The sequence below is a fragment of the Pseudomonas songnenensis genome (genome assembly GCF_003696315.1).
Lineage (GTDB): Bacteria > Pseudomonadota > Gammaproteobacteria > Pseudomonadales > Pseudomonadaceae > Stutzerimonas > Stutzerimonas songnenensis.
Genome location: NZ_RFFN01000002.1, coordinates 705819 through 732060, shown reverse-complemented (window position 1 = coordinate 732060; position 26242 = coordinate 705819). Strand labels below are relative to the sequence as shown.

The window sequence follows — 26242 nt, the reverse complement described above, 5'->3', positions numbered from 1 at the left end:
AGCATAGCAGGCGCCGGCCGCTCTATTCAGCAGCCGGCGCGGAGGAATGGATCAGACCTGCTCGTCCAGTTTCAGGCGATCCTGAATCACGTCGACGAGCTTTTCAGGCTGGAACTTGGAGAGGAAGTTGTCGCAGCCGACCTTCTGCACCATCGCCAGGTTGAAGCTGCCCGACAGCGAGGTATGCAGGACCACATAGAGATCGCGCAGTCGCGGGTCATGACGAATCTCGGTGGTCAGTCGATAACCATCCATCTCCGGCATTTCGGCATCGGTGAAAACCATCAGCAGCTTGTCGGTCAGCACCTCGCCCGCATCGGCCCACGCCTTGAGCATGTTCAGGCCCTTCAGCCCATCGCTCGCGGTGTGGATCTTCAGACCGAGTTGGCTGAGGGTCTCGCGCAGCTGCGACAGCGCAACGCTGGAGTCATCCACGCAGAGCACTTCACGTCCACGGGCGCGCTCGAGGATCGGATCGGCCAGGCGCTCGGCAGAAATGCTGGTGTCGTAAGGCACGATCTCCGCGAGCACCTTCTCTACGTCGATCACCTCGACCAGCTCGTCGTCCACCTTGGTGATCGACGTCAGGTAATGCTGGCGCCCTGCCGTGGTGGGTGGCGGCATGACCGCTTCCCAGTTGAGGTTGACGATGCGGTCCACGCCGCCGACCAGAAACGCCTGCACGGTGCGGTTGTACTCGGTGACGATGATGGTGCTGCGCTCATCCGGCACCAGCGGCCGCAAGCCGATGGCTCTGGAAAGATCGACCACCGGCAGGGTCTGGCCGCGCAGATTGACCACGCCGCAGACCGAGCTGTGCCGGTGGGGCATGAGCGTCATCTTCGGCAGCTGGACGACTTCCTGAACCTTGAAGACGTTGATGGCGAACTTCTGCCGCCCGCCAAGCCGGAACATGAGAATCTCCAGGCGATTCTGCCCCACGAGACGGGTGCGTTGATCGACTGAATCGAGAATGCCGGCCATTTCCAGGCTCCTTGGGAAAACGTGGTGATAGGAGTATCGGCCGCGTCGCCCATCGCTTTATGCATCACCGGGTCTTTTTTTCACAATCGGACGCCCGGTCGAAGCCGTATCTAAGGCACCGAGGAAGCGGGCCCCAGCAGCGGACAGTCGGCTGGCAAGTGCAGGCGCAACGCCCCGGCACGCACATCGAAGCGCAGATGTGCGCCCGTGGAGGGTTCGCCATCCAGATTGATATCGATGGCGCTCGGTGCCTCCACCTCCAGCCAGGGCACCCGGGCACTGACCGACACTGCGTCGACGCCCAGCAGACCGCCGCTGAGCAGCGTACCCAGTGTGCCAACCGCATCGGCAGGCGCCGGCACGATGCACACGTCCAGCAGACCGTCATCGATCTTCGCCTGCGGGCAAAGCAACTGACCGCCGCCGGCCTGTCTGCCGTTACCGATGCCCAGCGCAAGAAACTCGCCCTCCCAGTCGAACCCGGGCCCGCTGAACCGGCCCCGCGCCGAATGGATCTCGGCGAAGCGAGTCAGACCAGTCAGCAGGTAGGCGCCGCCCCCCAAGACTCGCTTGAGGTCTTCCGATGTGCTGGCCGTGACCTTGGAGCCGAAACCGCCGGTGGCCATGTTGACGAACGGCTGGCCGTTCATTTCGCCAACGTCGACCCAGCGGGCGGGTTCATCCAACAGACCAAGCGCCTCGAACGGATCCGGTGGTATGCCAGCAGCCTTGGCGAAGTCGTTGGCACTGCCCAGCGGCATGAGGGCGAGGCTCGCCTGCGCTTGCGCTTCGAGCATCGCCTCGGCCACCTCACGCAACGTGCCATCTCCGCCACCGGCAACCAGCTTGGAATAACCGGCATCCAGCGCTTCGGCGACCAGACGTTGCGCATCGCCGGGCTCCCAGGTGACCCGCACCGCGAGGTCCCAACCATAGTCACGCTGCTGTCGCACCGCCTCGCGCACCTCGTCGTTCAAGGCCTGTTTCCCGTGCAATATCAGCAGCGCCTTGGCATCGCTCATGGTCGTTCCTTCCTCTCGATTCACGTCGCTGCATACGACCCAGCCGGAGGGCGGAAGTTGTGGCAGACAAGCGCAGCGGGATTAATCCAAATCTTCGATAAATGCTGCCACTGGTCACTACGGCCGCTCTGATTAGCCCACCGAGATCAAGCAACATCTTGCTCAAACACGTTTGAAAACAGCTATTTGCGCGCCTTTCGAGGATTAGCTCATTTTTTTGGCTGCCCGCTGACTACCACTGAACTCATCCCGAGAGGCACGGTCGGAGCAGGAGTCCCGATCACGGTTGCGATGGCGGCCTGCTATCAATCCCCCGCGTACCGCGGCGATTAATTCGAGATTTGAGCCAGCTTTGAGCTGAGGATGGAGCCTTGTATGCGCGTACAGTCAGTTGGAACCCTTGAATATGCTCACCCGAGTTTCGTCGATTACTTCCTCGCCAGCATTCGCCTGATACACGGCCTCACGGCCATCCTGCCGGGACTGCTGCTGCTTGCATTCATGGATCTGCCCACTGGCGGCACATTCAGTGCTTTCCTCGGCTTCTTCGCGGTCCTCAGCATCATCATCTTCCAGACCGCCGGCATCTACAGCGAGGAGGTGTTCAGCACCCTGCTGCGTTTCCGCGTGATGCTCATCGCCTGGGCCGCAGCCTTCAGCTTCCTGATCTTCATGCACCAGGGCATGGGCCTTTTCGGCTATCTGGAGGCCAAGCACCTGGCGTTCTGGTTCTTCACCAGTGCCGCCCTGTTCGGCGCAGAACGCCTGGCGATGCTCGCCCTGTTCCGCCGGCTCATGGCGCGCGGCATGTTCCTGCAGAACGCGGTCATCCTTGGCGGCACCGACAACGGTATCCGCGTTGCCGAATACCTGCAGAACCATCGCGACATCCGTACCGGCGTGCTCGGTTTCATCGATGACCGCCTTGAGCGTCTGCCCAAAGAGCTGGCCAACCTGCCCCTGCTCGGCAACACCCGCGATCTGGAGCGGATGATCCGCGACGAGAAGGTCACCCAGGTCCTGGTCGCCCTGCCCTGGTTCGCCGACAGCCGAATCGGCCAGGTAATCGCCGAACTGCGCAAACTGCCGGTGAACGTTCTGCTGGTGCCTGACATGGTCGCCTTCCGCCATGCCGACAAGCGCATCACCGAAATCGGTGGTCTGCCCACCCTCATCGCCTCGGATCTGCCGCTGCGCGGCTGGTCGCCGATGTTCAAGCGCCTCGAAGACATCGTGATCTCGAGCATCGCACTGCTCGCCGCGGCTCCGGTCATGCTGGCGATCGCCCTCGCGATCAAGCTCGATTCGCCCGGCCCGGTGCTCTTCAAGCAGAAGCGCTACGGCTACAACAACCGTCTGATCGAAGTCTTCAAGTTCCGCTCGATGTATCACGAGAAGTCCGACGCCAATGCCGATCGGCAGACCACCCGTGGCGATGACCGCATCACGCGTGTCGGCCGCTTCATCCGCAAGACCAGTCTCGACGAGCTACCTCAGCTGTTGAACGTCTTCCTCGGCAGCATGTCCATGGTCGGTCCTCGTCCTCATGCCACCGCCACGAAAGCAGCTGGCGTGCTGTTCGAAGACGCCGTGGCGGAGTACTCCTCCCGTCATCGTGTCAAGCCAGGCATTACCGGCTGGGCGCAGATCAACGGCTATCGGGGTGAGACCGACACCTTGGAAAAGATCGAGAAACGTGTCGAGTTCGACCTCGACTACATCGAGCGCTGGTCGGTCTGGTTCGACCTTTACATCCTCGTGCGTACCCCGCCAGCACTGATCTTCAACAAGGACGTGTACTGATCGACGCACGCTTCGCGTGCCGCCGAAAAGACTGGATAACGCCACGCTGCATTAAAGCGTGGCAGGAAGGAACTAATGACTCTCCCCAAAATCTCACATTCGTTCACCCCGGGCCGTACCCCGGCGGCTGCGAACCAGCGGCCACGAGGTTGATTTCATGTTCAAGAACATCTTGATCGTCTGCGTCGGAAACATCTGTCGAAGCCCCACGGCCGAAGCCTTGTTCGCACACAGACTAAGCGGCCAGCACCTGACGATCAGCTCGGCAGGGATTGGCGCATTGGTAGGTAACCCGATGGACAAGACCGCCCACGAAGTACTGCAGGACAACGGGCTGGAGCTTCCGGCCCACTGCGCGCGCCAGGTCGACAGCCACATGCTGCACCAGGCCGACCTGATCCTGGTGATGGAGCATAGCCACATTCAGCACATTCGCCAGATCGCACCCGAGGTGCATGGCAAAACGTTTCTCATCGGCAAATGGCAGGACGAGCTGGAAATTCCGGATCCGTACCGCCAGTCCAAACCCGCTTTTGAACATGTCCACAATCTCCTGACGAAATCCGTCGAGAGCTGGCTTCCTTACCTGAAATGAAGAAGGAACTTCGATGACAACCATGCCCCGCCCAATCTATGAAACCAAAGAGGACAAGGACATCGACCTGGCCCACCTCTTTGACACCTTCATAAACAATCGCGTGCTGATCATGAGCATTACCGGGTTCTTCGCGGCCCTGGGGATCGCTTATGCCTTGCTTGCTACACCGGTCTACCTTGCCAGCGCGATGATCCAGATCGAGCCCAAGAGCGGCCTGCCGAGCCTGACCGATGTGGTCAACAACAATCCGCCGGTGTCCCCGGCGCAAACCGAGATTGCGCTGCTGAAGTCGCGCTCGGTCGTTGGCGGCGCGGTCAGCAACCTGAACCTCGACATCAACATCACGCCCCACCACTTCCCGATCATCGGCGGCTTCATGGCACGCCGGTTCGAGCCGAGCGAAGAAGGCGAGCTGGGCTGGCACCCGGCCGGCCTGGGCGGCTACGCCTGGGGTGGCGAGACCCTGAAGGTCACCCAGCTGGAAGTACCGGACAAGGTACACGGCAAGGAGCTGACCCTCGAGGCTGCCGAAAACAACGGCTTCATCCTGCGCGATAAGGACGGCGAAGTCGTCGTGCAGGGCGTAGTCGGCGAGCCGGTAGAAAACGAAGGCTATCGCGTCACCGTGGGTGAGCTAAATGCACGCCCGGGCACCACGTTCACCGTGGTGAAGAACCGTACCTACAACACCACCGAAAGCTTCCAGCAGCGCCTGTCGGCTGCCGAGCGCGGCAAGCAGTCGGGCATCGTCAACGTGACTCTCGAGGACACCGATCCGGCCCACGCTATCCGCGTACTGGAAGAAGTGGCCAATCTGTATGTCGAGCAGAACATCGCCCGTAACGCGGCCGAAGCGACCCAGAGCCTGGAGTTCCTCAACGAGCAGATCCCGACCGTACGCCGGAATCTCGAAGCGGCACAGACGGCGCTGAACAAGTATCAGACCGGCTCTCGCTCGGTAGACATCACCGCGGAAACGCAGTCGGTGCTCGATCGCATCGTTGACATGGAACGTCAGATTTCCGAGCAGAACCTCAAGCGTACCGAGATGGAGCGTCGCTTCACCCGCCAGCACCCGAACTTCCAGGCGCTGATGAATCAGATCAACCAACTGCAAATGCAGAAGGAAGAGCTGGAGAAGCAGATCGGCACCCTGCCGTCGACTCAGCAGGAACTGCTGCGTCTGACCCGTGACGTGGAAGTTTCCTCGGAAACCTACTCCATGCTGCTGAACAAGACCCAGGAGCTGGACATCATCCGTGCCGGCACCGTCGGTAACGTTCGCATCATCGACCATGCCGCAGCGGATCTGGAAAACCCGGTCAAGCCCAACAAGCCGCTGGTCGTGATCGTCGCCACCCTGCTGGGCGCCCTGCTCGCCACTGCCTTCGTCTATGTGCGTGAGGCACTCAAGCGCGGCGTCGAGAACCCGGAAGACATCGAGCGCACCGGCACTCCGGTATATGCGTCGATTCCGTTCACCGAGAAGCAGGCTGCGCTGGAGAAACGCCTGGCCAACTTCAAGCGTGACAAGAGCACAGCTTCCTATCTGCTGACCATCAACGACCCGGCCGACCTCGCCACCGAAGCCATGCGCAGCCTGCGTACCAGCCTGCACTTTGCGATGATCGAGGCCAAGAACAACGTCCTGATGATTACCGGCCCGAGCCCGGCAGTCGGCAAGTCGTTCGTCACCACCAACCTGGCCGCCGTGGTTGCGCAGTCGGGCAAGCGTGTACTGCTGATCGACGCCGACATGCGCAAGGGTTACCTGCACAAGGTCATGCGTTGCGACGGCGACAAGGGGCTGTCCGACATCCTCTCCGGCCGCATCACCCTGTTCGATGCCATCCAGAAGACCCAGCTGAACAACCTGCACGTGATCACCCATGGCCAGCTGCCGCCGAACCCGTCGGAGCTGCTGATGCACGAGAACTTCTCGCGCTTCGTCAAGGAGATCAGCCACATGTACGACCTGGTGATCTTCGATACCCCACCGATCCTGGCGGTTACCGATGCGGCACTGGTCGGCAGCCAGGCAGGTACCACGCTGATGGTCACCCGCTACGGTCTGAATGGCCTGAAGGAAATCGAAGCGGCCAAGCGTCGCCTCGAGCAGAACGGCCTGCTGGTCAAGGGCGTGATCTTCAACGCCGTGGTCCGCAAGGCATCCACCTATGGCGAGTACGGCTATTACCAGTACGAATACGCCAGCACCAATAAATAAGTGATTCGCATGGCGGCGGGGTCAACCCGTCGCCATGCCGAACGCCGCCCCCTTTTTTTTCGTATCTGCCCGGTACTGACCTTGCGAGCGTCAGCGGACATTTTTTTTGCTTGAAGATAGGTGTTAGCGATGACCAGACACTCCAACCGGCCTGCAAAGCGCTCGACCCGACTGGCTGTGGCCCTGGTCGCCGCGCTGTCGGCAGTCGGCGTGTGCGCCGCCGACTGGCCTGTCAATGATGAAGGCGGCCTGGCCCTGCATGGGGTCAACATCTCGGGCGCCGGCTTCGCCCCGCACATCACCCCGGGCAAGAACGGTACTCACTACTTCTACCCCGAGAAGAAACACTTCAAGTACTACGCCGATCAGGGCATCCGCCTGATCCGCTTTCCGTTCATCTGGGAGCGTGTGCAGCACTCGCTCGACTCCGGATTGAACTTCGATCAGATCCGGTTGTTGAAGAAGACCCTGGATCTGGCCGCGCAGAACGGCCAGAAGGTCATTCTGGACATGCACAACTATGGTCGTTACCACGGCGAACTCATCGGCTCCAGCAAAGTGCCTTACGAGGCCTATGCATCGGTGTGGCGCAAGCTGGCCGAGCACTTCAAGGGCCATCGCGGCCTGCTCGGCTACGACATCATGAACGAGCCGCACAGCACGGTCGGCCTCTGGCCGGGCGCCGCCCAGGCGGCCGTCGACGCCATCCGCGAAGTCGACGATCAGACGTTGATCTTCATCGAGGGCGAGCGCTGGTCGAGTGCCTATCACTGGCCACAGGTGAACGCCAACTTCCTGATCAACGATCCCGCTGACCGGATCGTCTACGAAGCCCACCTGTACTTCGACAAGGACTTTTCCGGCAAGTACATGGCGCAGACCAGTAACGATATTGACCCGATGCTTGGGGTAGAACGGGCTCGTCCATTCATCGAATGGCTGAAGAAACATGGCCAGAAGGGATTCCTCGGCGAGTACGGCATCCCGGACGACCTGCCCGAGGCAGCCGTCGCCATGGACAACCTGCTCGCCTACCTCAACGACAACTGCGTACCCAGTGCCTATTGGGCCGGCGGCCCCGGCTGGGGCACCTACAAGCTTGCGATCGAGCCGCGCAATGGCAAGGACCGTCCGCAGATGGAGCTCATGCGCAAGCACCTGGCGAACGACTGCACCGCCATCGGCCCAACCCCTGCGCAAAACGCTGACTGATTCTGGAGTGAAATCGAACATGAAATTCGGATTGCTGTGGCATTCGTTCTCATCCGGCAACCTCGGGGTTGGCGCACTGAGCATTTCCAACATGCTGCTGATCGACGAGGCGGCCCGCAAATGCGGGATCACGCCGGAGTTCCTCATCATCGGTTCGTCCGGCCCCTGCGATTACCCGCCGTCCACCGAGCGCTTCAAGTACGAATTCATCGAGTTCAACGAGAAGGCGCTGCTGAAGAATCCCCACGGCCTGTACCAGGCGATCAGCTCCTGCGACGCTGTGTTCGACATCGGCGAAGGCGACAGCTTCTCGGACATCTACGGCGCCAAGCGCCTGATCAAGCTGCTGGTCAGCAAGGGCATGGCTCTGGGCGGCCGTGTCCCGCTGATCCTGTCGCCGCAGACCATCGGCCCGTTCAAGGCCGACTGGGCCACCAAGACATCGGCATGGGCGATGAAAAAGAGCACCATGGTCTTTGCCCGTGACCACCAGTCGTTCGACGTGCTCAAGCAACTGGGCATCGTCAACCGCGACGAGGTCATCGACGTCGCCTTCGCCCTGCCCTTCGACCGTCAGCGCGAGCATCGCGATCCGAACAAGCTGGCCGTCGGGCTCAGCGTATCGGCACTGCTGCACCACGGCGGTTACGAAGGCACGGCCAACCAGTTCGGCCTGCGCGCCGACTACAAGGCACTGACCGATCGACTGATCCGCACCCTGCTCGAGCGCGGCCACGAAGTGCACCTGGTACCGCATGTGATCCCGATCGGTTTCCCGGCCGAAGATGACTACACCGTCTCCCAGCAGCTGCAGCAGCAGTATCCGGAGCTCAAGCTGGCGCCGCGCTTCAAGGGACCGATCGAGGCCAAGTCGTATATCAGCGGCATGGACTTTTTTGTCGGCGCACGCATGCACGCGACCATTGGCGCCTTCTCCGCCGGCGTACCGGTCGTGCCGCTGGCCTACAGCCGCAAGTTTGCCGGCCTTTACCAGTCGCTCGACTATCACCGCGTGGTCGACCTCAAGACCGAAGACACCGAGAGCGCACTGGAGCTGGTTCTGGCGCATCTGGACAACCGTGAACAGCTCAAGGCCGAGGTCGCCGCGAGCGGCGCGATCATCCGCCGCAAGCTGGACGCCTACAGCGCGGCGCTGGAGCAGATCCTCGCCACGTTGCACCAGCCTCAGGCCGCGTATCAGAGATAACCATGCGCGATCACGCCCTGATGGGGGTTACCACGGCGGCTCGTACCGCCGTGCAGCTTGGCACCCTGTTGATCCTCGCCCGCACGCTGGGACCGAGCGATTTCGGCTTCATTTCGATCGTGATCACCTGGTCGACCATCGTCGCCCTGGTGACCGACTACGGCTTCGGCATGCGCGCGCTGCGCGACATCGGTGCCGAGCGTCATCGGGCGGGCGAAATCATGTCGGCCAGCCTGGCGGCGAAATCGGTATTGGTGCTGCCTGCGTGCATCGTGCTGCTGCCGATCATTCTGTTTGTCCTCGATCTGCACACCACCGAGCGTTTCGCTGCGGTGCTGTTCCTGCTCGGCACCCTGGCTTCGTCCTACGGCGATCTGGGACTGACGGTGTTTCGCAGCATCGGCCAGTTTCACCGCGAGACGAAGATCGTGGCGGCAACTGCGCTGGTGCACTTCGTGCTCATCGGCGCGGCGATCCTGCTGCGCAACGACGTGCTGGCGATCGGCGTGGCGTTCCTGCTGTCGCGGCTGATCTATGCGACCTTTGCACTTCGCGCACTGTCGAAGATCCTCGCGCTGGGCGGCATCCTGCGCAGCTCCTGGCAGGTGCTGGCAGAGCGATTCAGATCCTCCACCAGCTTTGCCATCGACAGCGGTGCGACCAATATCTTCGCCCAGCTCGACGTCATTCTGGTCAACCACCTCGCCGGCCGCGAAGCGGCGGGTATCTACTTCGCCGGCTCACGCCTGATTCAGGGTGCGGTGCCGTTCAGCGTGCTGCTGGCCAGCGTGCACATCCCGCGTTTCGCCTACCAGCTGCACAACAAGACGGCCGGCCTGATCCGCTATGGCGCGCGCATCCTCGGCGAATACACCGGCATGGGCCTGATCTTCGCACTGGCGTTCTTCTTCATCGGCCCCCTGTTCACCGACTACTTCCTCGGCGCCGCGTACGCGGAGCTGAACACGCTGTGGCTGGCCTTCGCCTGCTTTACCGCGGCGCGCTTCGTCGCCGCCGGCCTGGGCGTGCAGTTGCTGGCCATGGGTACGGGCTTGCTACGCACCTTCGGCATCATCGCCTCGGGCGTGATCACGGTGGCCTGTTACTGGATTTTCATCCCCTCGCACGGGATACAGGCGGCGCCCTGGGTGTCCACTCTGGGCATGGTCGTCCTGACGTTTATCTACGGTTATGCGGTGCTCAACATCTATCGCAAGCAGCGCCAGCCCGCATGACCGCGCTCGTTAAATACTGCCAGCCGCGCTTTGTGCTTGGCTGGCCGCTCAAGGGAAGGCAGGTATGAAAGCTTTATTGAATCGCGTGCTGAACAACGACCTCTGCAGTGGCTGCGGCATGTGCAGCTCGGTGGCCGATGACGACGCCATCAAGATCCGACTGACCGGCGATGGCTATCACCGCCCGGTACTGAACAGCCAGTACCAGAACAAGCCGGTGGCCAGCGAGCAGACCAGCGCAGCGTTCGCCAAATCATGCCCGGCGCTGAACCTGGATATCCGCCCTTACAAATCGGCCAACTACCACCCGATCTGGGGCGAGATCCTCGACACCATGAAGGGCTATGCGACCGACAATGAAATCCGTCAGGCCGGCTCCTCCGGTGGAGTGATCTCGGCACTGGCGCAGTATTGCCTGGAAAACAAGCTGGTCGACGGCGTCATCCAGATTCAGGCCTCGCAGACCGATCCGCTGGAAAACGTCGCGACCATCAGCCGTTCGCGGCAGAACATCATCGCCTCCTCCGGCTCGCGCTATGCACCAGCCAGCCCGGGTGAAGCGTTGAAGTGGGTGGCGATGTCCACCGAGAAGTATCTGTTCATCGGCAAGCCCTGCGATGTTGCCGCGGTACGTCAGATGCAACAGCACGATCCACGCCTGAAGGAAAACATCCCCTTCATCGTCTCCTTCATGTGCGCCGGTACGCCGAGCCTGCAGGGCACCGAACAGGTGCTGGACAAGCTGGAAGTCGAGCGCAGCGACGTCACCGCCTTCCGCTACCGCGGCGACGGCTGGCCGGGGCTGACCAAGGCGACGCTGAAGAACGGCGACGAACGCACCATGACCTACAACGACTCGTGGGGAAAGGTGCTCAATCGCCATCTGCAGACCCGCTGCAAGATCTGCCCGGACGGCATCGGTGAGTTCGCCGATATCGTCTGCGCCGATGGTTGGGAAGGCGATGAGAAAGGCTATCCCTCCTTCGAGGAGCGCGAAGGCAACTCGCTGATTCTGGTACGCACCGCAAAAGGCCGCGAACTTTTTCGCAACGCGGAGGCCGATGGCGTTGTCAAAGCGGAAGCTTTCGATACGAACAGCATCTTTGCCATCCAGCCGTTCCAGTACTACCGCCGCACGACAATCCTGCCGCGGTTGTGGGCGATGAAGCTGCTGCTGCTCAAAACCCCTTCGTACAAAGGCTTCGAGCTTGGCAAAGGGATCAAGGAGATCGGGTTCTATCAGAGCTTCAAGGCGTTTACTGGCCTGCTGGTACGACGCAAGAAGATCAAGAAGCGGGCGCTGGAAACAGCTTGAAAGGCTGTAGCGCTCAAGGAACCAATACCTAAGGACTCAGGTTGATGACGAATTTCAGTTCACGCTTCTTCTTTTTTCCGTTGCTGATCATAGCGATCGTGCTGCACTTCGCCGTGTTCGGGGACAGCCCGCACAACCCCTACGGCATCAAGGGTCTGAACGAGCTGTACCTCGCCATCTGCATCATCTTCACCATTCTGCTGCTGCTCGCATCCGCGGAAGACGCACCGCGTGAATTTCGCATCCTGATGTACTACTGCGCCTACACCACCGTGGTGTTCCTGGTGATGCCGGCGATATTCGCCTACTACACCTACGGCCAGCCGATCGTCTTCGGACTGATCGAGGAGCGCCGGGTACTGGCCGCGCTGGGCTTCGCCCCGCTGCTGTTCCTTGGCAAGCGCGTCAGTACCTTGCAGTTCGAGCGGGCATTCCTCTATGCCGCACTGATTGCAGCGTTCTTTTCCTGGTGCTTCAAGTTCGGCGTGATCCCGGACATGCGTCCGGAAGTGCGCTCCGATGACCGCCCGGACCGCTCCTCCATCGGCCCCTTCCTGATCTGTCTGGCCTACTTCTATTGCATCCAGATCTGGTCGAAGGGCGCATCCCCGATCAGCGGTGCGGCGCGTAGCAAGACCCTCTATCTGGTGATCGCCGCGGTGCTGCTGATGACCCTGGTGTTCGCTACCCAGACCCGCCAGCTGATCGTGTTGTGCCTGGCCTTCACCCTGTTCTGCCTGCGCGCCAAGGCCATCATCTGGGCCGCCTCGCTGTCGATTCTGCTGTCGCCGTTCTACTTCTATCCGAGCCTGCTGGAAGTCCTCGGACTCAACGTCGAGTTCTACGACAGCACGTTCGAAGGCGTGGAGGACGGCGCCCGTTCGGTCACCATCGCGCTGATCTTCGACCACCTGAAGCAGGTCAACTGGCTGCCCAGCGGCTCACTGTCGCTGATGTGGCAGGACGGCTTCATCCCCTACTTCGGCGAGCACTTCTTCCTGTCCGACGTCGGCATCATCGGCACGCTGTTCCGCTTCGGCTTCCTGACCTTTCTGATCGTGCCGATGACGCTGTTCGTCTATCACCGCATCGCCAAGAACATCGCCAGCGACATGAGCTTCATCTACGCGACGATGCTGGCCCTCTTCGTCATCTGGCCGCTCAACGGCCTGTTCGAATACGGCCAGTCAGTCATCGCCATGTTGTTCGTCATTCATGCCCTACGGGCCCGTTACCTCCGCAGCCAGGAACCTATCCATGAACGTCGCGCTTATCCTCAACTACAAGGCAGCTACTGAAACCATCAGTTGCGTTGAGAGCCTGCTCGCTCATTGCCCGGCTCTCAACCATGTGGTGGTCATCGACAACGATTCCCAGGACGGCTCCGTCGTGGCATTGAACCAGTGGCTCGAGGCTCGGCCTCGCCACAACGTAACGCTGCTCGCCAACCCGGAAAACAACGGTTACGCCGGCGGCAACAATTACGGGCTGCGCTGGGCACTGGACAACCTGCCGGTGACCAACTTCTGGATCGTCAACAACGACACCTATGTCGACAGCGATGCGTTCACCCCGCTGCTCGATGCGCTGAACGAGAACGACCGCCAGTTCGTCGGCTCGGTCATCCTCAGCGCCGATACCGGCCGCCTGGAATGCTACGGCGGCGGCAAGCTCTATCCGCTACTGGGCAAGGCCAAGCTGCTCGGCAAGGACCAGACCCTCGAGGCGATGGCGCAGAACAGTGAACAACCCGATTACCTGATGGGCTGCAGCCTGGCCTTCTCGGCCAAACTGGTGGAGCGCATCGGGATGATGGACGAGGCGTACTTCATGTACTCCGAAGAGGTCGACTGGCAGTTCCAGGCGAAGAAGAAAGGCATCTCGATCCGCGTCGTGCCCGAAAGCCGCCTGTTCCACTACGGCTCGCTCAGCTCGGGCGGTCGCTCGGCCTTCTATCACTACTACCGCAACCGCGCGGCGACCCGTTTCAACAAGCGCTTCTACGGCCAGGGTTTTGCGCTCGCGTCGGCCTGCTTCCTTTCGGCGATTACCGTCATCAAGGAGTTCAACCATCCCAGCCTCGCCTGGTCCGGCGTCAAAGGCGCTTTCAAGGGAGTAACGATGAGTGTCTAACGAGACTAACCACGCGTTCGGTGTGAATTTCTACACCGGCAGCAAAGCGACGTTGCTGAACTGCATTCGCGAGGGGGTCAAGCAGCCCTACTCGTTCGTGGTGACACCCAATGTCGACCACCTGGCGCAGCTGCAGGAAAACCCTGCACTGCGTGAAGCTTACGCCAAGGCGCGCCTGCGCCTGTGCGACAGCCGAATTCTGCAACCGCTGTTGCAACGTCTGGGTGTACATGTGGAAGAGGTGATCCCGGGCAGCGATCTGACGATGGACCTGCTGAAATGGGCCGACCGTGATCGCCTGCGGGTGGTCCTGATCGGTGCGACCGAACAGGAATGCACCAAGCTCCGGGCGCTCTATCCCGGCATCACGCTTTATCACCACAATCCGCCGATGGGCTTTATCAATCGCCCGGACGAAGTTCAGCAGGCCTTGCAGTTCGTCAGGGATAACCCCTCCGAACTAGTGTTTTATGCAGTTGGCGCGCCCCGCCAGGAAATACTCGCCAGCTCTATCGAAAGTCATGAACGAACCGGAATGGGCTTCTGCATCGGCGCATCCATTTCTTTCGCCACCGGCAGTATCAAGCGCGCACCGGTATGGATGCAGAACTGCAAACTGGAATGGCTGCACCGTATGTGTTCCGAGCCTAAACGGCTGGTTAGGCGCTATGCCCATGACGCGCTGTTCATAGTTCCAGCCTTTATGCGGGAGAAAAACTACCGCGCGCAAAAAACAAGGCCGGTGAAACAGGATAGCTGAGGCAATTTATCGAAAAATTGGCTGATATTGCCTTGAACCGCGGTGAACCCAGCCGGATCGGGGCGGTCTATCCCTTCTGTGTGAGCGTGTCAGGATGGCAATTCAACATCTAACTAAACACCGGCGCCGTCTCGCCTCGTTCGTACTGCTGCAGCACGCGCATAAACAAGTAAAGGATTAAACCTGCCAAGGCGACAGCTGCAGTCTTACAACTGGGAGGGAAAGAAAAAAGCTTTCCGCGTGGCTGAATATAAAAGCTGCTGGAGATGAACATTCAGGAAGGAGAAATACTTTGGCTACCGATCAAACTTGGTCGCTGAGGAGTGTGGAGTGATGACTCCGGTCCTCTTGGAAAGGCGAAAAAACAACTCGAATGCCTCAGGCAAAAAAGTGAATCAAGCCGTCTCACTCTTTGAACAACAACCACTCCGTCAAGGATGAACAACCCATGAAACCATTTATCGCTCTTGCTTTTACTTCCGCCCTCGCGCTGCAGGGTTGCGCTTTCGCCCCTGGCCAGTATCTCGATCCCGATGAGTTCAAGGAGGGCGCCGAAGCCGAACATGGCACGGTGCAGCTGATCCGCATCACCCCCGAGATGCTCAAGGGCGAACTGGCCTCCGACAAAGGCACCTCGAGCAAGCAAGAACTGCTGAACTACAAGCCCAGCGCCTACCGCATCGGCGCGAACGATTTGCTCTACATCACCGTATGGGACCACCCGGAGCTGACCGCCCCGTCCGGCCCGCAGCAGCAGCTGGATGCCAACGGTCGTCTGGTACGTCCTGATGGCACCCTCTTCTACCCGTACATCGGCAACGTCGATGCCGCCGGCAAGACCATCGAAGAGCTGCGCGCCACTATCGCCCGCCGCCTGACCAACTACATCGACAGCCCCCAGGTGGACGTGTCCATCCTGCGCTTCGGTAGCCAGCGCGTAGTCGTTTCCGGTGCATTCAACACCGCCGGTGAAGTGCCGCTCACCACCGCCCCGCTGACCATTACCCAGGCAATTGGCCAGGCGGGCGTTGATACCGAAACCGCCGACCTCACCGGTCTAACCCTCAAGCGTGACGGCCGCGAGTACATGCTCGACGTCGACTCGCTGAACCGCCCGGACTCCTGGCTGCACCAGGTTTACCTGAAAGACGGTGACCAGTTGCACCTGCCGTACAACGACCAGCGCAAGATCTACGTGCTCGGCGAAGTCAACCTGCCGCAGGCGTTGTCCTTCAAGGCCACCAGCATGAACCTGATGGACGCGGTCGGCACCGCCGGCGGCATTCGCCAGGAAACCGCTGACGGTGAAGCGCTGTACGTAATCCGCGGCGCGGAAAACATGGCTGAAGGTCAGGCCAAGGTGTTCCAGCTGAACGCCAAGTCGCCGACTGCCTTCGCGCTGGCCAAGCACTTCCCGCTGCAGCCTCAGGACGTGGTGTTCGTTGGCCCGGCCAACATCACTCGCTGGAATCGTTTCATCAGCCAGCTGCTGCCCTCGGCTAACGTAGTGGGTATTGGTGCGGCAGCCGAGTACAACCTGTCTCGCTAAGCCCCAACTAACCCAACCGATGGTTGGGTGATGAAAAGCCGCAGAGTCATCACTAGATGCTCTGCGGCTTTTTCGTATGTCGGTATCGGCCACTGCCCACGCGAATGCATACGTACAGCTGGATGCGAACCTGTTATCGGCGGCGGAGCTCTACTCGGCGCCAATTAGAAAGGCCTGCCCCCCCCGGACCCACGCAGCCAAACAAAAAAAGGCCTGCTACAGCTTGGTAGCAGGCCCGCTTCACGCCGGTTTGGACGGTGTTAGCGCACCGTTTCGAACAACCCGGCGGCCCCCATTCCACCACCCACGCACATGGTCACCACGCCGTAACGCAGTTCACGCCGCTGCAGTTCACGGATGATGTGCCCGGCGGTGCGCGAGCCGGTCATGCCGAACGGGTGCCCGATGGAGATCGAGCCGCCATTGACGTTGTACTTTTCGTTGTCGATGCCCAGCGTATCGCGGCAGTACAGGCACTGCGAGGCGAAGGCTTCGTTGAGCTCCCACAGATCGACATCGGCAATCTGCAACCCTTTCGCCTTGAGCAAGCGCGGCACCGCGTATACCGGCCCGATACCCATCTCTTCCGGCTCGCAACCGGCGACGGTGAAGCCGCGGAAGAACGCGCGCGGCTTGAGGCCGAGCTCAATGGCCTTGTCCAGGCTCATCACCAGCGTCATCGAGGCGCCATCGGATAGCTGCGAGGCATTGCCGGCAGTGACAGACCCATCTTCAGCGAAAACCGGCTTGAGCCCCGCCAGGCTTTCCAGCGTGGTATCCGGACGGTTGCAATCGTCACCGTCGACCACACCCTCATGCACAGTACGCTCGCCGGTGTTCTTGTCTTCGGTGAAGTACTGGACGTTCATCGGTACGATCTCGTCCCTGAACAGCCCTTCGGCCTGCGCCCGCGCAGTGCGCTGCTGGCTCTGCAGGGAATAGAGGTCCTGCTGCTCGCGCGTCACGTTGTAACGACGCGCCACCAGTTCGGCCGTCTGCCCCATGGTGTGGTAGATGCCCGGCACACGCTCCTGGATGATCGGGTTGAACAGGTGATCGGTGTTGCGGCTCTTGAGCGTCAGAGTGATCGACTCCACCCCGCCGGCGACGATGATGTCGCTGCAGCCGGAAGCAATCTGATTGGCCGCGACCGCGATGGCCTGCAGGCCCGACGAGCAATAGCGATTGAGCGTCATGCCGGCGCAGCCGATCCCCAGCCGCGACAACACCGCGACGTTGCGGCCGATGTTGTAGCCCTGCGCGCCCTCGTTGGAACCCGCACCAACGATGCAATCCTCAACCAGCGCCGGGTCAAGATCGTTGCGCGACAGCAGCGCATCGACGCAATGTGCCGCCATGTCATCGGGACGGGTCATGTTGAACTTGCCACGGAAAGACTTGGCCAGGCCGGTCCGCACGCTATCGACGATCACTACTTCACGCATGGCATACCTCGGAGACTAGGAGCGGTCGCGGGGGTCTTGTGACGGCGCCAAGCGCACGAATTGTTCCACGACCGCCAAGTGGACGGTGACCGGAGCATAGAGGCCGCCTCGCGGCGCTGGCGACGACCATTCAGCTTGGATATGCACGGCCATCGCCTTGCCGGCCCGACCGAGGACGTGGAGAAGTTCGGCAGCAGTCTCGTGGGCAAGCGTCTGGGCGAAGCTCGCTGCAGATCGATCCGCGGGCCAGCCCACCCACACCCTCATGGCGCGCTGGAGTGAGGGAGCGGTCTCGACTACATGCTGCTGCTTGCTGTTCACGGATACTGGCACCTACGGCCGCCGAGAGCGCACTTACGGCACGAGCAGATAGAAACGTCGCAAGAGTGGGAGCGGTTTGGTCGCGCAGCGTTGCGGCAACGACGCGTCAAACCCCGCCTGCAATCACGCAAGCAAGTACCAGGCGGCCCAGCCCGGCTAGCGCCTTTTCTCGATCGCCGCCTCCAGCGCTTCATTCAACGTGCGTAACACCTTTATGCGGGCAAAGCGTTTGTCGTTGGCCTCCACCAATGTCCAGGGCGCGATCTCGGTACTGGTGCGATCGACCATATCAGCCACGGCATGCCCGTAGTCGTCCCAACGCTCGCGGTTGCGCCAGTCCTCCTCGGTGATCTTGAAGCGCTTGAATGGGGTTTCCTCGCGCTCCTTGAAGCGCTTGAGCTGGGTCTTCTTGTCGATGGTCAGCCAGAACTTGACCAGAACCACGTCGGCATCGACCAGCTGCTCTTCGAAATCATTGATTTCCGAATAGGCGCGCAGCCATTCATCCGGCGCGCAGAAGCCTTCCACTCGCTCCACCAGCACGCGCCCGTACCAGGACCTATCAAAGATGGTGAACTTGCCGCGTTCCGGCACGTTGCGCCAGAAGCGCCAGAGCCAGGGCTGCGCCCGCTCTTCGTCGGTCGGTGCCGCAATCTGCACCGTGCGATACATTCGCGGATCCAGCGCGCCGGTTACGCGGCGAATCGCGCTGCCCTTGCCTGCCGCATCATGCCCCTCGAACAACGCCAGCACGCCGCGCTTGCGCAGACTACGGTCGCGCAGCAGTCGTGATAGCCGCGCCTGCTCCTCGGCAAGTTGCTGCTGGTAGGCGTCCTTGTCGAGCTTCTGGCTGAGGTCCAGGCTGTCCAGCAGGCTAAGGTGATCGAGATCCACCTGCAGCGGCGCCGAATGGGGCTGGGCCACACTCTGACCGGGTCGTTCCGCGGCGGCCAGTGCAGCCTGCAGGCCTTCCAGCAGGATGCGGCCAACTGTCAGACTCCGATAACGCTCATCGGCACCTTCGATCACATACCAGGGTGCAAAATCCCGGCTGCTGAGGCGCAAGATCTTCTCACCGTGGCGCACGAACTTGTCGTAAGTCTTCGACTGCTGCCAATCCAGCGGGCTGATACGCCAGCTGTGCAGCGGATCGTCCTTCAGTGAATCGAGCCGGGCGTTCATCCGCTCCTTGGAAAGATGGAACCAGAACTTGAAGATCAGCGCGCCCTCATCGCAGAGCATCCGCTCCAGGCGCTGGGCTCGCGCGGTGGCCAGCTTCAGCTCGGCACCGCTGATGCGACCATGCACGCGATCTTCGAGCATCTTGCTGTACCAGTTACCGAAAAAAATCCCGGTATGCCCCTTGGGCGGCAGGCGCCGCCAGAAACGCCACGCAGGCGGATGCGCAAGCTCTTCGTCGCTGGGCACATCGAAACTGTCGACCCGAATCAGCCGCGGGTCCATCCACTCGTTGAGCAGCTTGATGGTCTCGCCCTTGCCCGCCCCTTCGATGCCGTTGATCAGGATAAGTACGGGAAACTTCGCCTGAGCCTTGAGCCGGTACTGCGCCTGCAGCAGCGCTTCACGCAACTCGGGCACAGCCGCATCGTAGGTCGCCTTGTCGATGGAGTGACCAATTTCAGCTGATTCAAACATCGTTTTCTCCGCCCGGATGGATGCCTCAACCCTAGCAGGCACGCCGAGCGCATAGCGAGGGAAACGCAGATTTAGATCGCGCGAGGTTGATCCGCGTCGGAGCACTGCACCGCGGAATGAACAAGCCGATGGGGAGCCGGTACGTCCATCTTCAAGTGGCGCAGAGAATATGAGCGCCACACGATTTGCTCAGGGGCGGCGTCAGCCAAGTCACACGAGCGAGACCGGGCCGATGATATGCCAAACGCATCCTGACATTGCTTGAGGCAGAATAGCGGGCATGAACGACCAACGACCCTACCCGCGCTGCTGTTCGACTCCGGTCGACCACTGGCCTCTACCTGAACCGCTCACCGGCGTTCGTCTGCTGAGCACGTCTTTCGATCCAGCATTGCTCGATCCAGAAGATTTTGATCGCTGGGGAATTCCCGTGCAGAAAGGTGTCCGCAAACGGCAGGCCGAGTTTCTTGCCGGCCGCCTCTGCGCCCTGGAAGCAATGCGCGGGCTAACCGGCAAGCCCTTCGTGCCGCCGGTGGGTGAAGACCGGGCGCCGCAGTGGCCACAGGGGATAGTGGGCTCGATCACGCACAGCGCAGGCTGGGCCGGCGTGGTCGCCGGTCACCGGCAGCATTGGGATGGTCTGGGGCTGGATATCGAACGACTGCTGACGCCCGAACGCGCCGATCGCTTGGCCAGCGAGATCCTCACGCCCAGCGAGCTGGAGGGCTACGCGCTCATGAGCCTCGGCGAACGAGCCGCACTCGTCACCCGCACCTTCTCCCTGAAGGAAAGCCTGTTCAAGGCGCTTTACCCCTTGGTGAGACAGCGGTTTTATTTCCAGGATGCCGCCGTAGCGGAGGTTACGCAGCACGGCACCGCTCGCCTCCATTTGCTGATCGACCTGCCAGGGGACTGGCGCAAAGGTGCAGAACTCGATGGTCAGTTCGCTACCTTCGACGGTTACTTGCTCAGCCTGGTATGCATTCCAGCCCGTCCTTCGTCGGTCGCCTCGATTTAGCGCCCTACGCCTGCGCCGGTTTGCACGGTTGAGCTATTCGGCAATGGGGACCGGTCCAGCACCCGAAACGCGCAGGGCAAACTCGCGTACGCGGAACGAACCGGCAATAAAGCAGCCACGCTTGGGACAAGCGCGTGCCATACCACCCGATCCAGCCCGCGCCTTAAAAACCGAACCCTCGGCGCAGCAGCAGGTCAACCAGACACCCCATTTCACCGGCGCGCACGCCTATAATCGCGCCTTTCAAAAAACCGACACAGGTGAACCATGGCCAATCCATACCACGATCACAACCTGGCCCTGCTGGCCCATCTGCGCGGCATCCTGCTCGCCATGGGCGAAGCCGAACAGGTCTCGGAAGAAAGCCACGCGTTGTTCCTTGAACGCTTCGACGAACTGATCATGAACCTGCAGAACGTGCCGGAAGAGCGCCATATGGGCCAGGACCTGATCTGCCAGGTCTTCCATCGCTACCCACAGATCGCCCACCTCGTCCCGCGCGACCTGCTGTGGTTCTTCGGCGGCGATTGCCTGCACTTCATGCCGGATGATGAAATCGCCGTCTTCCAGCAACTCGAAGAGCGCCGCTACGAAGCCGAGCAGAACGACGAGCCATTCGACTGGAACCGTGAAAAGCAGCTGCTGAGCATGCCGGATGAGGGTGCGCGGCACTGATATCTGGCACCAGCCGGCCAAATGGCAAGGAGTATTTGACCAACTGAGAGGAAAATCAAAGGTCGCGAATGGTGGGGGCAGAAGCCCCCTTGGGAAGGAAAGTACTCTCACGGTGGAGGCTGTTGCAGAGCAGATTTAAAATCGCGCCTACCCAACAGCTGGGGTGTTCAGAAGCTGTTAGAAGACCACCTCCCCCTGACATCACTCTACTTACTACTCGGGCTCCACACGCCGTTGCTGGTAGATCCAGTCGACGATTTCCCCTTCTGGCACATACCCGCTCACCAGTTCACGAAGCAGCTGCCGCACCTGCGGGTAGTCATCGCTTTCTACCGCCCTGAGCAGTTTTGCCAGCCTGTCCTTGAGCACGTCCCAATCGAGATGCTCCTCATTGGCGCGCATGATCATCGGATGTTCGGTGGCGTTCACGTCGTCGCCGATCAACAGTTCTTCATACAGCTTTTCGCCGGGCCGCAGGCCGGTGTATTCGATAGCAATATCCCCATGTGGGCATTTCTCAGAGCGCACACTCAGGCCGGACAGATGAATGAGCTTCTCGGCCAGCTCAGCGATCTTCACCGGCTGCCCCATATCCAGCACAAACACTTCACCACCCTGCCCCATCGACCCCGCCTGGATAACCAGCTGGGCCGCTTCGGGAATGGTCATGAAGTAACGGGTGATCTTCGGATGCGTCACCGTCACGGGCCCGCCCGCACGGATCTGTTGATAAAAGCGTGGAATCACAGAGCCCGACGAGCCCAGTACATTGCCGAATCGCACCATGGTAAAACGGGTTTTGTTGACGTGGTGGACGCCTTCTTTGCTTCCGAATAGTACAGGTGCCGGCTCACGGCTCAAGGCTTGTAAAACCATCTCCGCTACACGTTTGGTGCTACCCATTATATTCGTCGGCCGAACTGCCTTATCGGTGGAAATGAGTACAAAATTGGAAACGCCAGCCTGCATCGCCGCCTGCGCAGTATTAACCGTACCGACTACGTTGTTCATGACGCCTTCCGCCACATTGTGCTCCACCATCGGCACATGCTTGTAGGCAGCAGCATGATACACCGTTTGTACGCCCCAGGTTCGCATCACATCCAGAAGTCGGTCCATGTTACGGATCGAACCCAAGATAGGCACCAACCGAGTGGACAGTGCCTCTCTCCCGATACGCCGCTCCAGCTCGAGGTGAATGCTGTAGAGATTGAACTCGCTGTGTTCGAACAACAACAAGACTGCTGGTTGGCTCGCGATTATCTGTCTGCACAGCTCTGAGCCGATCGACCCCCCGGCGCCCGTTACCATGACCACCTGGCTTCTGATGCAGCGTTCGAGTAAGTCTTGGGCCGGGGGCACAGCATCCCGGCCAAGCAAGTCCGCAATGTCCACTTCCTGAATATCATCGACCTGGACCTTGCCACTTGCCAGGTCCATGAATCCCGGCACGCTCCTTACATGGAGCGGATGGTACTCAAGCATCTCCAGTATTTCTCGGCGACGAGCCCGTGTGGCTGACGGGATGGCCAAAAGTATCTCTATTGCACCGGTGTCTTCTACCATTTGGCCAATGTGTTTGGCGGAATACACGTGAAGGCCAGCAATAGATCGATTGTACAAATTCGGATCGTCGTCGATAAAAGCCACCGGCCTCATCACCCGCCCTAGCCTAAGGGCCGCCACCAATTGATTCCCTGCCGCTCCGGCACCGTAGATGGCAACTTTCGCCAGCCCGGCATCTCGTGTTTTGAATTTGCTCAACGACGCGGGTGTAAACCAATTACCCATAAAGTAATGGCGCATTATGAGCCGCAGCCCACCGATCAGCACAAGAGTCACCCACCAGTAGTTAAATACCATTGAACGGGGGATTAGTTTGGGCGCGGGGGTATACCAATAAATGGCAAGAGATAACGAAAGAGCTGAAAGTGAGACAGCTTTAACGATAGTCATCAGCGCGTCATTACCGAAATAGCGCATGACGGCGCGGTACATACCCAAGCGCACAAAAAAGGGAATCGAAACGACCGGGGCTATAGCGAACAACCAGGCGTGGCCACCAAATGGTTCTGCAAACTCGGCATTACCAAGGCGGACATAGAAAGCTAACCATAGCGCCAACCAAACCAGCAAAACGTCCACGGCAACCTGAATCAGCCGCTTCTGCCGGCGCGGCAAACGAACCAGATGGGTTCTCAGTTTCTCAGCCAACCTAAGCATAAAAGTATTTTTCTTCGGCGAATGGAACGACATTGGAATTACAATGAACCAAACCAGCAGGTTAGTTCACAATGCGATCTCCAGTGCCCCCTCCAATTATAGTCTGGACGATATATTTCACATAAGTCGCCAGCGTAAGGCTGGAGATCATTTTTTGATCCATTTCCGCAAGCAACGCAGGGGTCGACATGTCCACGCCCTGTACCTGCGCCAGCCCAGTAATTCCAGGGCGAACAGCATACACGTCCCTCTTGGCGCGCTCACGGGTCAGCTCTTCCTGATTGAACAAACCCGGGCGGGGGCCAACCAAGCTCATTTCGCCTTTTAGAACGTTCCATAACTGGGGGAGCTCATCCAACTTGGCCCTGCGCAAAAAACTACCAAATCGCGTTACGGATGAACTGCTGGCCAAGTGTGACGGCACCGACGCCGTGCCTTGCGCCATCGTCCGAAACTTCACCAAAGTAAAAGGCTGCTGATGCCGCCCGACACGCACCTGGCGAAATATTGGTGAGCCCGTATCAAACATACCGATAATCGCCAGCACTATAAACACCGGCGCACCAACAACCAGCCCCAGAACGGAAAGTACTATATCGAACGTCCGAATCACACGCGGCCTCCCTGGATCAAGGTAACAAAACAGCGACGGATGCTTTCCTCAACGGAGTAGCAGGGCTGCCATTCGAGCAGCTCGCGCGTCTTGGTGATATCCACTTGGAGCGAGCCCAGAAGTCGATGGGCCAAAGCACGTTTGCCCAGTAGCGTAGCACCGAAGTTGAGAACCCTGGTCGGAAGTGGGATCAGCCGTGCGCGCTTGCCCATCGCCGTGGCCAGGCTACAGACCAACTCGGGGGTTGAAAGATCCTGTCCATCGCCGGCAAGGAATACCTGATTGGCGGCAGCGGGATGATCAATGCAGCGAACGATCAGATCGACGAGATTATCGATGCCCACCAGCGAGCGCTTATTGTGGATGGCACCGAAGGGAAGCGGAATCTCGTGCTCGACCAACTTGATCATGCTCCCGAAATTACCTTTGACGCCCCGTCCATACACAAGCGGAGGACGAATAATGACGACTTCCATGCCAGTTTCGGCGGCCAGCAGCTTCAACCCTTGCTCAGCCTCCAGCTTGGAAAGCCCGTATGCATCTTCCGGCGCAGGCAGGTCATCCGCATGGAAAGGCTCGCCCGATACCGTCGCCTCACCATTGACCTTGATGGTGCTGATAAAGACGAATCGCTTCACACCTACAGATGCAGCCTGTTTTGCCAGCTTGAGCGTGCCAACAACATTTACCGCCCGGAAGGCAGAGAGCGAGTCCACGTCCGACTCGTTCATTACATGGACACGTGCGGCGCAGTGAACGACTGCATCTACCCCATTGAAAATGCGTGGATGGAACGCTCCGTTCGCCACATCGCCAAGTTCGACGCATCTCACTGCTTTTCCAATACAAGCGCCGTTGGACACAATCAACTCAGTGATTGGAAGCGTTCGAACTGCAGCAATGGGTTGAAAGCCCTCCATTGCCGCCAAGCGAAGCAGCAAGGCCCTACCAACGAAGCCGTTCGCCCCGGTCACGAGCACGTCCATCAATCGGCCTCCCGAACGAGCTCAAGAACGTCTTCCGCCATGGCCTCCATAATTCGGCGACGGGAGAAACGCTCGACGAACTCCGGACGCGCCTTTGGCTCCAGGCTCAATTTTTCCATTGCAGCAATTGCGCCCTCGACATCACAGGGCGCAAACACCTCTGCGTTTGTAACTTCAGTTTCGACAAAATCCGCTGCAAACCCGGCAACGCCCGCCAATATGGGCTTACCGGTCGCCGCATACTCGAACAGCTTGGACGGCAAAACCCGCTGAAAGGCGCTGAAATCGTTCAAATGCAGAAAAAGCACATCCGCCTGCTTATACATGTCGAGCAACCGCTCGCGCTCAACTGGCGAAATAAATTCCACGTTGTTCAGATCAACTCCGGCTACAGCATCTCGCAGGGCCTGCAAGCGCCCTCCAGCACCGACGATACAAAAGTGCGCACGCGCGCCCAGGCGTTGCGCAAGCGCCGGGATGATCAGATGCAGCCCCTGCCCATCCCCGATGTTGCCGGCATACAGAATATATAGCGGCTTTCCGGGAGCTTTAAAGGCAAGCCCGGCCTCCGGGAAGTTGAGAAAATCGTCGTCCACCCCATTTGAATACAAGGAGAACCGTTGCTTCGGATATCTAGGCTGGAAATAGCCCAGGAAGCCAGCCGCAACCAGATTTACCTTCTCGGCCCGTCCAACGGCCCAACGCTCGAGTGCAGCAAAAGCAACCGACAAAGGCTTTCCAAGCGGAGCGATAAACAGCTCTCTCAAGTTTTCAACGAAGATGTCACGGATGTCCAGATACAACCGCGCCCGCTGGCGACGAGCGATCCAGCTTCCCAAAACAGCCGTCATCAACCTTGATGAGGTCGCCATCACAACGTCATAGCGACCTCCGCCTGCGATTTGATTGGCCTGCCAAGCAAAAGCTGCGAACGCCTTTGCCTGATCGACAAAACCGCTCTTATGCACTGGCAGCTGGACGCGCCGGATGCATACGCAGCCTTGCTCCTCGACCGCGAGCGCCTCACTGGCGTGGGAGTGGTAGCGGTTGGGCTGTGTGGTTAGCACATCAATATCTATTTCTCCGGCCGTCCGCGCACAAAGCGCATCAACCAATGCCTTTACGCGAAAAGAGCCAGCGGAGAGATCCGGTGGATAGAAAAAGCTAAGCAGCAGGATTCGTTTACGCATCAATTTGGTTCTGTTCGTCGGCAGCTGGCGCCAAGAAGTTGGCTATCCAGCGTTCTGTTCCACAGGCTTG

Annotated in this window: 21 protein-coding genes; 13 read left to right on the top strand and 8 right to left on the bottom strand. The window is 59.9% G+C overall.

What is annotated here, in order from left to right:
• Positions 1 to 51: 51 nt before the first annotated feature.
• Both EA798_RS07870 and yegS read right to left on the bottom strand, forming a co-directional pair.
• Positions 52 to 984, bottom strand: a complete 933-nt coding sequence (locus EA798_RS07870) for a chemotaxis protein CheV (RefSeq protein WP_106158397.1) — start codon at positions 982 to 984, stop codon at positions 52 to 54.
• 110 nt (positions 985 to 1094) lie between these two features.
• The gene (gene yegS / locus EA798_RS07865; RefSeq protein WP_122098580.1) at positions 1095 to 2006 is read right to left on the bottom strand and encodes a lipid kinase YegS; all 912 of its coding nucleotides are present in this window, start codon (positions 2004 to 2006) and stop codon (positions 1095 to 1097) included.
• 375 nt (positions 2007 to 2381) lie between these two features.
• Here yegS and EA798_RS07860 point away from each other — a divergent pair, with 375 nt between their 5' ends.
• The 11 genes from EA798_RS07860 to EA798_RS07810 all read left to right on the top strand — a co-directional run bounded on the left by EA798_RS07860 (position 2382) and on the right by EA798_RS07810 (position 16045).
• On the top strand, positions 2382 to 3809 hold the full coding sequence (locus tag EA798_RS07860) for an undecaprenyl-phosphate glucose phosphotransferase (RefSeq protein WP_106158395.1): 1428 nt from the start codon (positions 2382 to 2384) through the stop codon (positions 3807 to 3809).
• A gap of 157 nt (positions 3810 to 3966) precedes the next feature.
• Positions 3967 to 4404, top strand: a complete 438-nt coding sequence (locus EA798_RS07855) for a low molecular weight protein-tyrosine-phosphatase (protein WP_122098579.1) — start codon at positions 3967 to 3969, stop codon at positions 4402 to 4404.
• Positions 4405 to 4417: 13 nt separating this feature from the next.
• Positions 4418 to 6634, top strand: a complete 2217-nt coding sequence (locus EA798_RS07850; protein ID WP_122098578.1) for a polysaccharide biosynthesis tyrosine autokinase — start codon at positions 4418 to 4420, stop codon at positions 6632 to 6634.
• Positions 6635 to 6763: 129 nt separating this feature from the next.
• On the top strand, positions 6764 to 7846 hold the full coding sequence (locus EA798_RS07845) for a glycoside hydrolase family 5 protein (RefSeq protein WP_122098577.1): 1083 nt from the start codon (positions 6764 to 6766) through the stop codon (positions 7844 to 7846).
• A 19-nt stretch (positions 7847 to 7865) separates the two neighbouring features.
• The gene (locus EA798_RS07840; RefSeq protein WP_122098576.1) at positions 7866 to 9053 is read left to right on the top strand and encodes a polysaccharide pyruvyl transferase family protein; all 1188 of its coding nucleotides are present in this window, start codon (positions 7866 to 7868) and stop codon (positions 9051 to 9053) included.
• 2 nt (positions 9054 to 9055) lie between these two features.
• Entirely contained in the window at positions 9056 to 10288 is a 1233-nt protein-coding gene (locus EA798_RS07835) for an oligosaccharide flippase family protein (protein ID WP_122098575.1), read from the top strand.
• Positions 10289 to 10352: 64 nt separating this feature from the next.
• On the top strand, positions 10353 to 11603 hold the full coding sequence (locus EA798_RS07830; protein ID WP_106158389.1) for a Coenzyme F420 hydrogenase/dehydrogenase, beta subunit C-terminal domain: 1251 nt from the start codon (positions 10353 to 10355) through the stop codon (positions 11601 to 11603).
• A 44-nt stretch (positions 11604 to 11647) separates the two neighbouring features.
• Entirely contained in the window at positions 11648 to 12901 is a 1254-nt protein-coding gene (locus EA798_RS07825; protein ID WP_122098574.1) for a hypothetical protein, read from the top strand.
• Positions 12861 to 13736, top strand: coding sequence for a glycosyltransferase family 2 protein (locus tag EA798_RS07820; RefSeq protein ID WP_122098573.1), 876 nt, complete (start codon positions 12861 to 12863; stop codon positions 13734 to 13736). The genes EA798_RS07825 and EA798_RS07820 overlap by 41 nt, the downstream gene beginning before the upstream one ends.
• Positions 13729 to 14496: a WecB/TagA/CpsF family glycosyltransferase gene (locus tag EA798_RS07815; protein WP_106158386.1), complete on the top strand. Its 768-nt coding sequence runs from the start codon at positions 13729 to 13731 to the stop codon at positions 14494 to 14496. Before EA798_RS07820 ends, EA798_RS07815 begins: the two co-directional genes overlap by 8 nt.
• Before the next feature lie 448 nt (positions 14497 to 14944).
• A complete protein-coding gene (locus tag EA798_RS07810) occupies positions 14945 to 16045 on the top strand; it encodes a polysaccharide biosynthesis/export family protein (protein WP_106158385.1) in 1101 nt (366 codons plus the stop codon).
• Positions 16046 to 16305: 260 nt separating this feature from the next.
• On the opposite strand, the gene EA798_RS07805 is transcribed toward EA798_RS07810, so the two are convergent.
• Together EA798_RS07805 and pap are read right to left on the bottom strand one after the other, a co-directional pair.
• Entirely contained in the window at positions 16306 to 17490 is a 1185-nt protein-coding gene (locus EA798_RS07805) for a thiolase family protein (RefSeq protein ID WP_122098572.1), read from the bottom strand.
• A 477-nt stretch (positions 17491 to 17967) separates the two neighbouring features.
• A complete protein-coding gene (gene pap, locus EA798_RS07795) occupies positions 17968 to 19467 on the bottom strand; it encodes a polyphosphate:AMP phosphotransferase (protein ID WP_106158383.1) in 1500 nt (499 codons plus the stop codon).
• A gap of 280 nt (positions 19468 to 19747) precedes the next feature.
• Between pap and EA798_RS07790 the strand changes: the two genes are divergently transcribed.
• Together EA798_RS07790 and EA798_RS07785 are read left to right on the top strand one after the other, a co-directional pair.
• Positions 19748 to 20485, top strand: a complete 738-nt coding sequence (locus EA798_RS07790) for a 4'-phosphopantetheinyl transferase family protein (protein ID WP_122098570.1) — start codon at positions 19748 to 19750, stop codon at positions 20483 to 20485.
• A gap of 267 nt (positions 20486 to 20752) precedes the next feature.
• On the top strand, positions 20753 to 21160 hold the full coding sequence (locus EA798_RS07785; RefSeq protein WP_038658904.1) for a PA2817 family protein: 408 nt from the start codon (positions 20753 to 20755) through the stop codon (positions 21158 to 21160).
• A 213-nt stretch (positions 21161 to 21373) separates the two neighbouring features.
• On the opposite strand, the gene EA798_RS07780 is transcribed toward EA798_RS07785, so the two are convergent.
• From EA798_RS07780 to EA798_RS07765, 4 genes are all read right to left on the bottom strand, one after another.
• Positions 21374 to 23383, bottom strand: a complete 2010-nt coding sequence (locus tag EA798_RS07780) for a polysaccharide biosynthesis protein (RefSeq protein ID WP_420849520.1) — start codon at positions 23381 to 23383, stop codon at positions 21374 to 21376.
• 61 nt (positions 23384 to 23444) lie between these two features.
• Positions 23445 to 23996: a sugar transferase gene (locus tag EA798_RS07775; RefSeq protein ID WP_122098569.1), complete on the bottom strand. Its 552-nt coding sequence runs from the start codon at positions 23994 to 23996 to the stop codon at positions 23445 to 23447.
• A complete protein-coding gene (locus tag EA798_RS07770) occupies positions 23993 to 24982 on the bottom strand; it encodes a UDP-glucose 4-epimerase family protein (RefSeq protein WP_122098568.1) in 990 nt (329 codons plus the stop codon). The genes EA798_RS07775 and EA798_RS07770 overlap by 4 nt, the downstream gene beginning before the upstream one ends.
• The gene (locus EA798_RS07765) at positions 24982 to 26172 is read right to left on the bottom strand and encodes a glycosyltransferase family 4 protein (RefSeq protein WP_122098567.1); all 1191 of its coding nucleotides are present in this window, start codon (positions 26170 to 26172) and stop codon (positions 24982 to 24984) included. The genes EA798_RS07770 and EA798_RS07765 overlap by 1 nt, the downstream gene beginning before the upstream one ends.
• Positions 26173 to 26242: the final 70 nt, after the last annotated feature.

Bases quoted from the DNA above. Each gene is read 5' to 3' on its own strand.
- EA798_RS07830 (WP_106158389.1), top strand. From the start codon at position 10,353: ATGAAAGCTTTATTGAATCGCGTGCTGAACAACGACCTCTGCAGTGGC.
- EA798_RS07850 (WP_122098578.1), top strand. From the start codon at position 4,418: ATGACAACCATGCCCCGCCCAATCTATGAAACCAAAGAGGACAAGGAC.
- EA798_RS07805 (WP_122098572.1), bottom strand. From the start codon at position 17,490: ATGCGTGAAGTAGTGATCGTCGATAGCGTGCGGACCGGCCTGGCCAAG.
- EA798_RS07765 (WP_122098567.1), bottom strand. From the start codon at position 26,172: ATGCGTAAACGAATCCTGCTGCTTAGCTTTTTCTATCCACCGGATCTC.
- EA798_RS07860 (WP_106158395.1), top strand. From the start codon at position 2,382: ATGCGCGTACAGTCAGTTGGAACCCTTGAATATGCTCACCCGAGTTTC.
- pap (WP_106158383.1), bottom strand. From the start codon at position 19,467: ATGTTTGAATCAGCTGAAATTGGTCACTCCATCGACAAGGCGACCTAC.
- EA798_RS07810 (WP_106158385.1), top strand. From the start codon at position 14,945: ATGAAACCATTTATCGCTCTTGCTTTTACTTCCGCCCTCGCGCTGCAG.
- yegS (WP_122098580.1), bottom strand. From the start codon at position 2,006: ATGAGCGATGCCAAGGCGCTGCTGATATTGCACGGGAAACAGGCCTTG.
- EA798_RS07820 (WP_122098573.1), top strand. From the start codon at position 12,861: ATGAACGTCGCGCTTATCCTCAACTACAAGGCAGCTACTGAAACCATC.
- EA798_RS07840 (WP_122098576.1), top strand. From the start codon at position 7,866: ATGAAATTCGGATTGCTGTGGCATTCGTTCTCATCCGGCAACCTCGGG.
- EA798_RS07785 (WP_038658904.1), top strand. From the start codon at position 20,753: ATGGCCAATCCATACCACGATCACAACCTGGCCCTGCTGGCCCATCTG.
- EA798_RS07780 (WP_420849520.1), bottom strand. From the start codon at position 23,383: ATGCTTAGGTTGGCTGAGAAACTGAGAACCCATCTGGTTCGTTTGCCG.
- EA798_RS07790 (WP_122098570.1), top strand. From the start codon at position 19,748: ATGAACGACCAACGACCCTACCCGCGCTGCTGTTCGACTCCGGTCGAC.
- EA798_RS07770 (WP_122098568.1), bottom strand. From the start codon at position 24,982: ATGGACGTGCTCGTGACCGGGGCGAACGGCTTCGTTGGTAGGGCCTTG.
- EA798_RS07855 (WP_122098579.1), top strand. From the start codon at position 3,967: ATGTTCAAGAACATCTTGATCGTCTGCGTCGGAAACATCTGTCGAAGC.
- EA798_RS07835 (WP_122098575.1), top strand. From the start codon at position 9,056: ATGCGCGATCACGCCCTGATGGGGGTTACCACGGCGGCTCGTACCGCC.
- EA798_RS07825 (WP_122098574.1), top strand. From the start codon at position 11,648: ATGACGAATTTCAGTTCACGCTTCTTCTTTTTTCCGTTGCTGATCATA.
- EA798_RS07870 (WP_106158397.1), bottom strand. From the start codon at position 984: ATGGCCGGCATTCTCGATTCAGTCGATCAACGCACCCGTCTCGTGGGG.
- EA798_RS07845 (WP_122098577.1), top strand. From the start codon at position 6,764: ATGACCAGACACTCCAACCGGCCTGCAAAGCGCTCGACCCGACTGGCT.